Raw genomic sequence first — 12,383 nt, forward strand, 5'->3', positions numbered from 1 at the left:
TTGCGACGGCTGAACGGGTCCTGGAGATTGATTCGTGGGCAGGTCAAGAAGGAGTGTAGCGGCAGTTGGAAAATACGCGGCGTTTTGCCATGGGCGGTGCACGGCGGGGCCTGCAGCCACCGCCGGCATTGCTAGGCGGTGGCTGTCGGCAGATGCTTTCAGCGGGTGCGGTAACGCAGGCGGGTGCCGAAATTGACCGACATCAGAATCTCGTCGGCACTCAGTTCTGCGGGGAAGTAGGTGCCGGAGATCTGCGCATGGGCCAGGCTGGCACCTTCGAGGCAGTTCTCGCGCAGGTCCAGCCCACGCAGGTCGGAGGCGCGAAAGTAGGCGCCACTGAAATCGATGCCCTCGGTGTCCAGCTTGCGCAGGTCCAGCCCTCGAAAGTCACCGTCCTTGAAGTCGACAATGGCGTTCCTGGGCTTCTCACGATTGAATTCCGCGATGTGTTCCTTGTGCACCAGAGCGTATAGCGCGCTGTCGAGCTGGCGTGGCTGGTTCATGAGGGCGCCTCCTTGTGTGGCCTGATGATGGCATTATAGTGCCACTGTGCGGAGGCGCCCGAGATAGAGGCGTGAAGTGTGGACTGCTTCACGCCCTCGCCGTTTTAAAGGCCGGGCAGGCGCTGGCGAATCTGCTTGACCAGTTCATCCAGGCTGCCGCTTTCGTTGGTTTCCACGCGCTTGGCCTTGAGCAGCTCTTCGCCTGTCAGCGGGTCGCGACTGGCTTGCTGGGCGGCGACCACTTCCAGAGTGGCGTCGGACGGGTCGTTCTGGTCGGCCTGGCGCTGTGCCAGCCAGCTGGCGATCACGGCGTCCGGTGCATTGCAGTCGAGGATCAGGAAGGGAACGCCGGTTTCGCTGGCAACGTCGGCGGCGGCCTGGCGCTGTGCCTGCTTGAGGTAGGTGGCATCGATCACCACCGGGAACCCCGCGCGCAGGATTGTCCCGGCCAGCTGATGCAGGTGCTGGTAGGTCTTCTGGCTGGCGTCATCGGCGTAGATGCCTTGTTGCAGCTGACCGGCGGCCTGCTCGGCCTGCTCGCCGAACAGGCGCTTGCGTTCAACGTCCGAGCGCAGGCGAATGGCACCCAGTGCTTCGACCATGCGCATGGCGACATGGCTTTTGCCAACGGCCGACACACCGTGGGTGATGGCCAGCAGGCGCGACGGGATAGCGCTGTAGCTTTCGGCCAGGTTGGCGTAGTTGCGGTACTGACGCAGGGTGGTGGCCCGTTGTACGCCATCGGCGTCGGCCGGCATGCTGAACAGCGCGACCTTGGCCCGCACCAGAGCACGGTAGGCCTTGTAGAAGTTCAGCAGTTCGAGGCCGGCGTAATCGCCGGTGATTTCCAGGTACTGGCTGATGAAGCGCCGCGCCAGCGACTTGAGGCCGCGGTCTTCCAGGTCCATGGCCAGGAACGCCGTATCGGCGTACACATCGGTCAGGCGGAAGGGTTCGTTGAATTCGATGCAGTCGAAAATCACCACCTTGCCGTCGATCAGTGTGGCGTTGCCCAGGTGGATATCGCCATGGCACTCGCGTATGAAACCTTCGGCCTTGCGCGTTTCGAACAGGCCGTGCAGTCGATCGAAGCTGCTGCGCGCCCAGGCCTGCAGCGCATCGAGCTGCACCAGGTCGGCCTTGTCGCTGAGGAACGGGCGAATCTGTTCGAAGTTCTGTTCAACCGGAGCCATCACGCTGTCGGGCGTGCCCAGCGGGTGTTCGACAGCCACTTTCGGTGCGGCCAGGTGGAACTGGGCGATCTGGCGGGCCATCTGGTCGATATGCGCAGCGGTCAGTTCGCCATTGGCCTGCAGCGTGCTAAGCATCTGGTTCTGGGGGAACTGGCGCATTTTCAGCGCGTACTCGATCGGCGCGCCGTCACCTCCCAGCTGCGGGGCCTCGACGCTGCCGGTGATGGGCAGTACTTCCAGGTACAGGTCGTCGGTCAGGCGCTGGTTGAGGCGCAGTTCTTCGGCGCAGAAATGCGCGCGACCCGACAGCTCGGTGAAGTCCAGGAAGCCGAAGTTCATCGGTTTCTTGATCTTGTAGGCGTATTCGCCCGTGAGCAGCACCCAGGAAATGTGCGTCTCGATGACCTGGAATTCCTTTACAGGGTGCGCAAACAGGGCCGGGTTTTGCAGGGCGGCGATCAAGGCTTGGCTCACGGTCGATCCTTCTGGGTCGTGGGAGATTCGAATCGACCATTATGGCGGCAAGCGGGGCCGCTGCAAACCGCCGGAGGGCGTCTGTCGACAAGCCATAAAGTGCGTATAATCCGCCGCCATGACTCGTACCCGATCTTCCCGTACCTCTAAAAAACGCCCTTCTGGCCGCGCGCGCACCTGGTTGGGCTGGGCCCTCAAGCTCAGCCTGGTCGGCCTTGTGGTGCTGGCCGGCTTTGCGGTTTATCTCGATGCCGTGGTCCAGGAGAAATTCTCCGGCAAACGCTGGACCATCCCGGCCAAGGTCTACGCGCGCCCGCTCGAGCTGTTCGTCGGGCAGAAGCTGAGCAAGAACGACTTCCTGATCGAGCTCGACGCTCTGGGTTATCGCCGCGAAAGCGTGGCCAACGGCCCGGGCGCAGCCTCGGTCAATGGCAACACCATCGACCTCAATACCCGCGGCTTCCAGTTCTATGAAGGCATGGAAAAAGCCCAGGGCGTGCGCGTGCGCTTCTCTGGCGACTACGTTGCCGGCCTGAGCGGTACCAATGGCTCGAAGCTCGACGTGGTGCGCCTGGAGCCGCTGCTGATCGGCGGCATCTACCCGAAGAACCTTGAAGACCGTATCCTGATCAAGCTCGATCAGGCGCCGCCCTATCTGCTCGAAACCCTGGTGGCGGTGGAAGACCGTGACTTCTACCACCACTTCGGAGTGTCGCCCAAGTCGATTGCGCGGGCCATCTGGGTCAACACCTCGTCCGGCGCCATGCGCCAGGGCGGCAGTACCCTGACCCAGCAGTTGGTCAAGAACTTCTACCTGACCAACGAGCGCAGCCTCAGCCGCAAGCTCAACGAAGCGATGATGGCGCTGCTGCTCGAAGCCCACTACAGCAAGCGCGACATCCTCGAGGCGTACCTCAACGAGGTGTTCGTGGGCCAGGATGGCCAGCGTGCGGTGCACGGTTTCGGCCTGGCCAGCCAGTTCTTCTTCAGCCAGCCGCTGTCCGAGCTCAAGCTGCACCAGGTGGCGCTGCTGGTGGGCATGGTCAAGGGGCCGTCCTACTACAACCCGCGTCGTTCCCCGGAACGCGCGCTGACGCGTCGCAACCTGGTGCTCGACCTGCTGGCCGAGCAGGGCGTGGCGACCCCCGAAGCGGTCGAGGCCGCGAAGAAAATGCCACTGGGTGTGACCAAGCGCGGCAGCCTGGCGGACAGCTCGTTCCCCGGCTTCCTCGATCTGGTCAAGCGCCAGTTGCGCCAGGACTACCGTGACGAAGACTTGACCGAGGAGGGGCTGCGTATCTTCACCAGCTTCGACCCGATCCTGCAGATGAAGTCCGAAGCGGCGATGAACGAAACCTTCAAGCGCCTCAGCGGGCGCAAGGGGGCGGACGAAGTCGAGGCGGCGATGGTGGTGACCAACCCGGAAACCGGGGAGGTGCAGGCACTGATCGGCAGCCGCCAGGCCGGGTTTGCCGGATTCAACCGTGCCATCGACGCCGTGCGTCCCATCGGCTCGCTGGTCAAGCCGGCGGTGTACCTGACCGCGCTGGAAAAACCGAGCCAGTTCACCCTCACCAGCTGGGTGCAGGATGAACCCTTCTCGGTGAAGGGCGCCGACGGCCAGGTGTGGAAGCCGCAGAACTACGACCGGCGCGCTCATGGCACGATCTTCCTGTACCAGGGGCTGGCCAATTCCTACAACCTGTCGACCGCCAAGCTTGGCCTGGAAGTGGGCGTGCCCAACGTGCTCAAGACCATTGGCCGCCTGGGTGTCAACGTCGACTGGCCGGCCTTCCCGTCGATGCTGCTGGGTGCCGGGGGCATGTCGCCGGTGCAGGTTGCGACCATGTACCAGACCCTGGCCAATGGCGGCTTCAACACGCCGATGCGAGGCATCCGCAGCGTGCTGACCGCCGAGGGCGAGCCGCTCAAGCGCTACCCGTTCCAGATCCAGCAGACCTTCGACCCGGGCTCCATCTATCTGGTGCAGAACGCCATGCAGCGGGTGATGCGTGAAGGTACCGGGCGCTCGGTTTACAGTGTATTGCCCAGTTCGTTGAACCTGGCCGGCAAGACCGGTACCAGCAACGATTCGCGTGACAGCTGGTTCGCAGGGTTCAGCCAGGACCTGCTGGCAGTGGTGTGGCTGGGTCGCGATGACAACGGCAAGACACCGTTCACCGGCGCCACCGGCGCGTTGCAGGTCTGGACCAGCTTCATGCGCAAGGCCGACCCGCTGCCGCTGGACATGCCACAGCCTGACAACGTGGTGCAGGCCTGGGTCGATCCGCATACCGGCCAAGGTTCCGATGCCAGCTGCCCGGGCGCGGTACAGATGCCGTATATTCGCGGCAGTGAGCCAGTGGCCGGCGCCGCCTGTGGCGGCGAGCAGGCACCTGCCGAGTCCGTGATGGACTGGGTCAAGGGCTGGATGAATTAAGCCAAAGCACAGCAAAGAGGGTGTGACGTGAACAAGTGGTTGTTTCCTGCCTTGACGGCACTGGCTTTGCTTACAGGTTGCGCCAGCGTGCAGCGTGGCTCGATCCCCGTAGTGGATTCAGGGACGCGGGTTTCCAACAGCGAGCGAGTGTCGGCCAACCGTGCCGGCGCTGCCGTGAACACCGGTACTCGCCAGGCGCAGGCGATGCCGCAGGATTCCGGGGTGACGGTGATGGTGCCCCAGGGCGCCGGCTCCGAGCCGATCCAGACCTTTGCGGCGCCTACCGGGCCAGCGTCGATCGACACCGGGCCGATTACCCCAGGCCCGCAGAATTCGGCGCCGTTCCCGAGCACCAGCAGCGGTGGCTACAGCGCACCGAGCGCACCCACCGGCATCCCCAGTTCGAACACCGGCAGCGGCGGCCTCTCGGCTGACGAACAGCTCGATGGCCCGGTGCTGGCGCTGTTGACCACGGCGCAGACGCAGCAGACCGGCGGCGATCTCAACGGCGCCTCGTCCAGCCTTGAGCGTGCCCAGCGCATTGCCCCGCGTGAACCGCAGGTACTCTACCGTCTGGCCCAGGTGCGACTGGCCCAGGGCGATGCGGCGCAGTCCGAACAGCTGGCGCGCCGTGCCCTGACCTACGCCAACGGTCGCCCCGATCTGCAGGCCGGCCTGTGGGACATCATCGCCCAGGCGCGCGACAAGCAGGGTGACGCCGCCGGCGCCGCGCTGGCTCGCCAGAAAGCCAAGGTCAGCCTGTAATGGAGGCGCGCATTCTGGCGATTGCAGACCACCTGCTGCTGATAGAGCACGAGCTGCACAGGCAGGGCTGGTGGTCCGCCGAGGCGCCCAGTGCGCAAGCCCTGGCCAGCACCACGCCGTTCGCCGTCGACGCCATGAACTTCGATCAGTGGCTGCAGTGGATCTTTCTGCCGAAGATGAAACAGATACTCGAAAGCGGTGCGCCGCTGCCCAGTGCCTCGGGCATCCTGGTGATGGCTGAAACGGTGTACGTGGATCGGCCGCAAGAAAGTCGCGAGTTGCGTCGTCTATTAGCAGAGTTTGACCAATTGATCAGTGCTTCTGCCTGAATTTCCCTATTTTCACCCTAAGAGCCGCAGATTGTGGCTCTTTTTGTTTCTGAAGTTTGTTTTTCTGCTGCTGTCTTTGTAATTCGTGGTGGCTGCGGATCGTCATTTGGAAAAATTGGCAATAATTTTTCTTGACTTGCAGGCGCAGAATCAGAAGAATCCAGTTTCCGCTGTAGAGGGACTGCCAGAAGCAGACCCGCTAAGCAGATCATGAGGCGCACACCCGCGCCGACCTGTTACACCCCGCAACGCGTTACCTCGCGCTGGGTGGGAAAACCCCGCAACACTTTGGGGCGCTCCCAATACTTGCTCAGTCAGTGCTGACGTAGTCGGCGATTTCGTCGCTCATGCTCTGCTTGGCAGTAAACCTATTAAGACCCGTCCTGCCTGGACGGTATTCTGGCGTTTTAGAGGTGAACAACGTGGAGCTTTTATCTGGCGCTGAAATGGTCGTCCGCTTTTTGCGTGACGAAGGCGTTAAGCACATCTACGGGTACCCTGGCGGTGCTCTCCTGCATGTATACGATGCCCTGTTCAAGGAACCGGAAGTAAGCCACATCCTGGTTCGCCACGAGCAGGCGGCAACCCACATGGCCGACGGCTATGCCCGTGCCACCGGCAAGGCCGGCGTGGTACTGGTGACTTCCGGTCCGGGTGCCACCAATGCCATCACCGGTATTGCCACGGCGTACATGGACTCCATCCCGATGGTCATCCTCTCCGGTCAGGTGCCCAGCACCATGGTCGGTACCGATGCCTTCCAGGAAACCGACATGATCGGTATCTCGCGGCCGATCGTGAAGCACAGCTTCATGATCAAACATGCCTCGGAAATTCCTGAAATCCTGAAAAAAGCGTTCTACCTGGCTGAATCCGGTCGTCCTGGCCCGGTTGTCGTCGATATTCCGAAAGACATGACCAACCCGGCCGAGAAGTTCGAGTACGTCTACCCGAAAAAGGTCAAGCTGCGCTCCTACAGCCCGGCCGTTCGCGGGCACTCGGGTCAGATCCGCAAGGCCGCCGAGATGCTGCTGGCCGCCAAGCGTCCGATCGTCTACTCCGGCGGTGGCGTGATCCTCGGTGGTGGCTCGGCTGCGTTGACCGAGGTCGCGCAACTGCTCAACCTGCCGGTCACCAATACCCTCATGGGGCTGGGTGGCTATCCGGGCACCGACCGTCAGTTCCTGGGCATGCTCGGCATGCACGGCAGCTACACGGCCAACCTGGCGATGCACCATGCCGACGTGATCCTGGCCGTCGGTGCGCGTTTCGACGACCGTGTGGTCAACGGCCCGGCGCGGTTCTGCCCGAATGCCAAGGTCATCCACATCGACATCGACCCGGCATCGATCTCCAAGACCATCAAGGCCGATGTGCCTATCGTCGGTCCGGTCGAGAGCGTGTTGAGCGAAATGCTCGCCACCTTGCGCGAAATCGGCGAGAAGCCTGATCAGGCGGCGATGGATGCCTGGTGGAAGCAGATTGCCGAATGGCGTGGCGACGGCATCATGTTCCCGTACAACAAGGGCGATGGCAGTGTCATCAAGCCGCAGACCGTGATCGAAACCCTGTGCGAAGTCACCAAGGGGGATGCGTTCGTCACCTCCGACGTGGGTCAGCACCAGATGTTCGCGGCGCAGTACTACCGCTTCAACAAGCCGAACCGCTGGATCAACTCCGGTGGCCTGGGCACCATGGGCTTCGGTTTCCCGGCGGCCATGGGCGTCAAGCTGAACTTCCCGGACCAGGACGTTGCCTGTGTCACCGGCGAGGGCAGCATCCAGATGAACATTCAGGAGCTCTCTACCTGCCTGCAGTACGACCTGCCGGTAAAGATCGTCAACCTGAACAATGGCGTGTTGGGCATGGTTCGCCAATGGCAGGACATGGCCTACAACAGCCGTCACTCGCACTCCTACATGGAATCGCTGCCTGACTTCGTCAAGCTGGCCGAAGCCTATGGTCACGTGGGTATCCGCATCACCGACCTGAAGGACCTCAAGCCCAAGCTCGAGGAAGCCTTCGCCATGAAAGACCGGTTGGTGTTCATCGATATCCAGGTCGACAACAGCGAGCACGTCTACCCGATGCAGATCAAAGACGGCTCGATGCGCGATATGTGGCTGAGCAAGACGGAGCGGACCTAATCATGCGGCACATTATTTCCCTGCTGTTGGAAAACGAACCAGGTGCCTTGTCCCGTGTGGTCGGCCTGTTCTCGCAGCGCAACTACAACATCGAAAGCCTGACCGTCGCCCCGACCGAAGACCCGACCCTGTCGCGCCTGACGTTGACCACGGTTGGTCATGACGAGGTGATCGAGCAGATCACCAAGAACCTGAACAAGCTGGTTGAAGTGGTCAAGCTGGTCGACCTGTCGGAAAGCGCGCACATCGAGCGTGAACTGATGCTGGTCAAGATCAAGGCCACGGGTGCGCAGCGTGCCGAGATCAAGCGCACCACCGATATCTATCGTGGGCAGATCGTCGACGTCAGCAGCACGGTCTATACCGTGCAGCTGTCGGGCACCAGCGACAAGCTGGACAGCTTCATCCAGTCGATTGGTACCGCGTCCATTCTCGAAACAGTACGCAGTGGTGTCACCGGCATTGCCCGTGGCGACAAAGTGCTCAGCATCTAACTCAAAAAATTAGCGAATGGCCTGAAAGGGCCGAGATAACCAGGGGTATTTTCATGAAAGTTTTCTACGACAAAGACTGCGACCTTTCGATCATCCAGGGCAAGAAAGTTGCCATCATCGGTTACGGTTCCCAGGGCCACGCTCAAGCGTGCAACCTGAAAGACTCCGGTGTGGATGTCACTGTCGGTCTGCGTAAAGGTTCGGCCACCGTTGCCAAAGCCGAAGCCCACGGCCTGAAAGTGGCTGACGTGGCAAGCGCTGTTGCCGGTGCCGACCTGGTCATGATCCTGACCCCGGACGAGTTCCAGTCGCAGCTGTACAAGAACGAAGTCGAGCCGAACATCAAGAAGGGCGCCACCCTGGCCTTCTCCCACGGTTTCGCTATCCACTACAACCAGGTCGTTCCACGTGCTGACCTGGACGTGATCATGATCGCGCCAAAAGCGCCTGGTCACACCGTGCGTTCCGAGTTCGTGAAAGGCGGCGGTATCCCTGACCTGATCGCTATCTACCAGGACGCTTCCGGCAATGCCAAGAACGTTGCCCTGTCCTACGCCGCAGGCGTTGGTGGCGGCCGTACCGGCATCATCGAAACCACCTTCAAGGACGAGACCGAAACCGACCTGTTCGGCGAGCAGGCCGTTCTGTGCGGCGGTACCGTCGAGCTGGTCAAGGCCGGCTTCGAAACCCTGGTTGAAGCGGGCTACGCGCCAGAAATGGCCTACTTCGAGTGCCTGCACGAACTGAAGCTGATCGTTGACCTCATGTACGAAGGCGGTATCGCCAACATGAACTACTCGATCTCCAACAACGCCGAATACGGCGAGTACGTGACCGGCCCTGAAGTCATCAACGCCGAATCCCGTCAGGCCATGCGCAATGCCCTGAAACGCATTCAGGACGGCGAATACGCCAAGATGTTCATCAGCGAAGGCGCTACCGGCTATCCTTCGATGACCGCCAAGCGTCGCAACAACGCTGCCCACGGTATCGAAGTCATCGGCGAGCAACTGCGCTCGATGATGCCTTGGATCGCAGCGAACAAAATCGTCGACAAGGCCAAGAACTGATCTTGATCTGATGCGATGAAAACGCGGCTTCGGCCGCGTTTTTTCGTTTAGGCAGTCAGCTTCTGGTATAAAGCTTCATCGTTTGCCGGCGAACCCTCGTCGCAGACGTCTGTCGAAACTTTCCAAACCGTTGCAAGGTAATGTCCATGAGCGAACGTCCCGAAGAGCCGAACAAGGCCTCTGACGCCGAAAGCCTGCTACCGATCGATGAGCATGTTGAAGAAGGGCATGACGCCGAAGGACGCAAGGTACGGCATCGCGGCATCTATCTGCTGCCCAACCTGTTCACCACTGCGAACCTGTTCGCCGGTTTCTATTCGATCATCAACTCCATGAGTGCGCAGAGCGCCCTGAGTGCCGGTGATCCGCGCGAAGCGAGCAAGTACTTCGCTTTCGCTGCCATCGCGATCTTCGTCGCCATGGTGCTCGATGGTCTGGACGGGCGTGTTGCCCGCATGACCAACACCCAGAGCGCCTTCGGCGCCGAGTACGACTCGTTGTCCGACATGGTCGCCTTTGGCGTGGCCCCGGCGTTGCTGGCCTTCGGCTGGGCACTGGGTGACATGGGCAAGGTCGGCTGGATGGTTGCCTTCATCTATGTGGCGGGTGCGGCATTGCGCCTGGCACGCTTCAATACCCAGGTCGGCAAGGCCGACAAGCGCTACTTCATCGGCCTGGCCAGCCCGGCGGCAGCCGGCGTGGTTGCGGGTACGGTCTGGGCGTTCAGCGACTATGGCATCCAGGGTTCCAAGCTCTCGTTCCTGGTGGCGCTGCTGGTGGCGGCTGCCGGCATGCTGATGGTCAGCAACATCAAGTACAACAGCTTCAAGGAGCTGGACCTCAAGGGGCGGGTGCCGTTTGTGGCGATCCTTGTGGTGGTGCTGGTGTTCGCGGTGGTGTTCAGCGATCCGCCACGCATTCTGCTGCTGATTTTCCTCGCGTATGCCGCGTCGGGTCCTATCCAGTACCTGTTGCGTTCGCGTCGCAAGAAAACCACCGAGCAGTGATGTAATTTCCCCAAGGCTCCGTAGTCTACTGGTGCATCAGCTCACCGGTTCTACGGAGTCTTTATGCTTATCAAGCTGTCCCGGCCTTCCGACTGCAAAGAATCGGAAATCACGCCTGAGTCCCTCTATCTCTCCCGACGCGCTCTGCTGGGTGGCACTGCGGCTGCATTGGCGGTCGGCAGCTTGCCGCGCTGGGCCGCTGCCGCCGAGGTTTCGCAGTATGCGGACGTCGACGCCGGTGCTGCCCCCAACTGGTTTGCCGAAAAACTGCCGGGCACCCAATGGCAGGCGGTAACGGTCAAGGGTGAAGCGATCACGCCGTTCAAGGATGCCACGCACTACAACAACTTCTACGAGTTCGGAACCGACAAGGGCGACCCTGCTGCCAATGCGGGTGCGCTGCCGACTTCGCCATGGACGGTGGTGGTGGATGGCGAGGTCGGTAAGCCGGGCCGCTATGCGCTCGAAGACTTCATGAAGCCTTATCAGTTGCAAGAGCGCATCTACCGGCTGCGTTGTGTGGAGGCCTGGTCGATGGTGATCCCCTGGTTGGGGTTTCCGATTTCGGCATTGCTCAAGCAGGTGGAGCCGACCTCCAAGGCCCGGTACATCCGCTTCGAAACCCTGCAGGATCCAAAGCACATGCCCGGGCAGCGTTCGGGCTTCGCCTTGATCGACTGGCCCTATGTGGAAGGGCTGCGACTGGATGAGGCGATGAACCCGCTGGCCATCCTGGCGGTGGGCATGTATGGCCGCGAACTGCCCAACCAGAACGGTGCGCCGCTGCGCCTTGTGGTGCCGTGGAAGTATGGGTTCAAGAGCATCAAGTCCATCGTGCGTATCAGCCTGGTCGAGCAGCAGCCGCGCACCACCTGGCAGAACATCGCGCCTGAAGAGTACGGGTTCTATGCCAACGTGAACCCCACGGTGGACCACCCGCGCTGGACCCAGGCCCGTGAGCGCAGGCTGCCCAGCGGCCTGTTCAGCCCCAACGTTCGCGATACGCAGATGTTCAACGGCTATGCGGACGAAGTGGCTTCTTTATATAGCGGCCTGGACCTGCGGAAGAACTACTGATGCGCTATCCACTGTTTCGTTTCGCGGCCTTTCTGTTGGCTTGTGTCTGGCCGCTGTACTGGCTGGCCCAGGCTGTGCTCGATGCGCTGGGCCCCGATCCGGGCAAGGTGCTGGTGGACAGGATGGGGCAGGGTGCTCTGGTCATGCTGCTGGTAACGCTTTGCATGACGCCGTTGCAGAAGCTGACAGGCTGGTCTGGCTGGATCGTGGTGCGCCGGCAGCTCGGCCTGTGGTGCTTTGCCTATGTGCTGATGCACTTGTGTGCCTACCTGTTCTTTATCCTCGGGTTGGACTGGGGGCAGTTGGGCGTCGAGTTGCGCAAGCGGCCTTACATCATTGTTGGGAGTTTGGCGCTTGTCGGGCTGCTGGCACTGGCGGTGACCTCCAACCGCTACAGCCAGCGCCGCTTGGGCGCGCGGTGGAAGAAGCTGCACCGGCTTGTTTACGTGATCCTGGGTCTGGGGCTGCTGCATTTTCTGTGGATAGTGCGGGCAGACCTCAAGGAATGGACGGTGTACGCGGTCATCGGTGGGTTGTTGATGCTGCTGAGAGTGCCTTCTATAGAGAGGCGCATTCCCCGTCTGGGAGGGCGCAAGCGTGTATCGGTGACGAAAGTTTCAAATTAGCCCTTGACGCACGATTTAATCTCTCTATAATTCGCCGCACTTCCGGCGCAGTCTGAACGAAAAACTCCTTGAATATCAACGAGTTGGACGTTTCAGGTCAGGCTGGAGGTGCTTCGATCGAAAGATCGGCGGCGGTGAAAAAGGTGGTTGACAGCAGGTTGTAACGCTGTAGAATTCGCCTCCCGCTACGAGAGATCGAAGCGAGTCAAGTGTTTGAAGTGAAACGAAAAACTTCAAAATAAACGCTTGACAGACTCT

Annotated in this window: 11 protein-coding genes; 9 read left to right on the top strand and 2 right to left on the bottom strand. The window is 61.2% G+C overall.

Going from position 1 to position 12,383, the window contains the following annotated elements; all coding sequences use genetic code 11:
- Positions 1–158 precede the first annotated feature (158 nt).
- Positions 159–503: a pentapeptide repeat-containing protein gene (locus tag JZZ72_RS04425; RefSeq protein WP_043863793.1), complete on the bottom strand. Its 345-nt coding sequence runs from the start codon at positions 501–503 to the stop codon at positions 159–161.
- 104 nt (positions 504–607) lie between these two features.
- Positions 608–2,170, bottom strand: coding sequence for a bifunctional aminoglycoside phosphotransferase/ATP-binding protein (locus JZZ72_RS04430; RefSeq protein WP_043863792.1), 1,563 nt, complete (start codon positions 2,168–2,170; stop codon positions 608–610).
- 118 nt (positions 2,171–2,288) lie between these two features.
- On the opposite strand from JZZ72_RS04430, the gene mrcB reads away from it, so the two are divergent.
- The 9 genes from mrcB to msrQ all read left to right on the top strand — a co-directional run bounded on the left by mrcB (position 2,289) and on the right by msrQ (position 12,125).
- The gene (gene mrcB, locus JZZ72_RS04435) at positions 2,289–4,610 is read left to right on the top strand and encodes a penicillin-binding protein 1B (protein ID WP_043863791.1); all 2,322 of its coding nucleotides are present in this window, start codon (positions 2,289–2,291) and stop codon (positions 4,608–4,610) included.
- A 27-nt stretch (positions 4,611–4,637) separates the two neighbouring features.
- Positions 4,638–5,375: a hypothetical protein gene (locus JZZ72_RS04440; RefSeq protein WP_054916524.1), complete on the top strand. Its 738-nt coding sequence runs from the start codon at positions 4,638–4,640 to the stop codon at positions 5,373–5,375.
- Positions 5,375–5,704 carry a YqcC family protein gene (locus JZZ72_RS04445; protein WP_054916523.1) on the top strand — a complete coding sequence of 110 codons (330 nt, stop codon included), beginning with the start codon at positions 5,375–5,377 and terminating at the stop codon, positions 5,702–5,704. The genes JZZ72_RS04440 and JZZ72_RS04445 overlap by 1 nt, the downstream gene beginning before the upstream one ends.
- A gap of 422 nt (positions 5,705–6,126) precedes the next feature.
- The gene (locus tag JZZ72_RS04450) at positions 6,127–7,851 is read left to right on the top strand and encodes an acetolactate synthase 3 large subunit (protein WP_043863936.1); all 1,725 of its coding nucleotides are present in this window, start codon (positions 6,127–6,129) and stop codon (positions 7,849–7,851) included.
- 2 nt (positions 7,852–7,853) lie between these two features.
- On the top strand, positions 7,854–8,345 hold the full coding sequence (ilvN, locus tag JZZ72_RS04455) for an acetolactate synthase small subunit (RefSeq protein WP_043863788.1): 492 nt from the start codon (positions 7,854–7,856) through the stop codon (positions 8,343–8,345).
- 53 nt (positions 8,346–8,398) lie between these two features.
- A complete protein-coding gene (gene ilvC, locus JZZ72_RS04460; protein WP_043863787.1) occupies positions 8,399–9,415 on the top strand; it encodes a ketol-acid reductoisomerase in 1,017 nt (338 codons plus the stop codon).
- A 146-nt stretch (positions 9,416–9,561) separates the two neighbouring features.
- Positions 9,562–10,422 (top strand): CDP-diacylglycerol--serine O-phosphatidyltransferase, encoded by an 861-nt coding sequence (pssA, locus tag JZZ72_RS04465; protein ID WP_043863786.1) that lies wholly within the window; start codon positions 9,562–9,564, stop codon positions 10,420–10,422.
- Positions 10,423–10,485: 63 nt separating this feature from the next.
- Positions 10,486–11,499, top strand: coding sequence for a protein-methionine-sulfoxide reductase catalytic subunit MsrP (gene msrP, locus JZZ72_RS04470; protein ID WP_078481314.1), 1,014 nt, complete (start codon positions 10,486–10,488; stop codon positions 11,497–11,499).
- Positions 11,499–12,125 carry a protein-methionine-sulfoxide reductase heme-binding subunit MsrQ gene (msrQ, locus tag JZZ72_RS04475; RefSeq protein WP_210014093.1) on the top strand — a complete coding sequence of 209 codons (627 nt, stop codon included), beginning with the start codon at positions 11,499–11,501 and terminating at the stop codon, positions 12,123–12,125. The genes msrP and msrQ overlap by 1 nt, the downstream gene beginning before the upstream one ends.
- Positions 12,126–12,383: the final 258 nt, after the last annotated feature.

Source organism: Pseudomonas palmensis (assembly GCF_017848315.1).
In the GTDB taxonomy this organism is placed as follows: domain Bacteria; phylum Pseudomonadota; class Gammaproteobacteria; order Pseudomonadales; family Pseudomonadaceae; genus Aquipseudomonas; species Aquipseudomonas palmensis.

Coding starts and splice junctions, on each gene's coding strand:
- JZZ72_RS04425 (WP_043863793.1), bottom strand. CDS start 503: ATGAACCAGCCACGCCAGCTCGACAGCGCGCTATACGCTCTGGTGCAC.
- mrcB (WP_043863791.1), top strand. CDS start 2,289: ATGACTCGTACCCGATCTTCCCGTACCTCTAAAAAACGCCCTTCTGGC.
- JZZ72_RS04445 (WP_054916523.1), top strand. CDS start 5,375: ATGGAGGCGCGCATTCTGGCGATTGCAGACCACCTGCTGCTGATAGAG.
- ilvN (WP_043863788.1), top strand. CDS start 7,854: ATGCGGCACATTATTTCCCTGCTGTTGGAAAACGAACCAGGTGCCTTG.
- ilvC (WP_043863787.1), top strand. CDS start 8,399: ATGAAAGTTTTCTACGACAAAGACTGCGACCTTTCGATCATCCAGGGC.
- pssA (WP_043863786.1), top strand. CDS start 9,562: ATGAGCGAACGTCCCGAAGAGCCGAACAAGGCCTCTGACGCCGAAAGC.
- msrP (WP_078481314.1), top strand. CDS start 10,486: ATGCTTATCAAGCTGTCCCGGCCTTCCGACTGCAAAGAATCGGAAATC.
- msrQ (WP_210014093.1), top strand. CDS start 11,499: ATGCGCTATCCACTGTTTCGTTTCGCGGCCTTTCTGTTGGCTTGTGTC.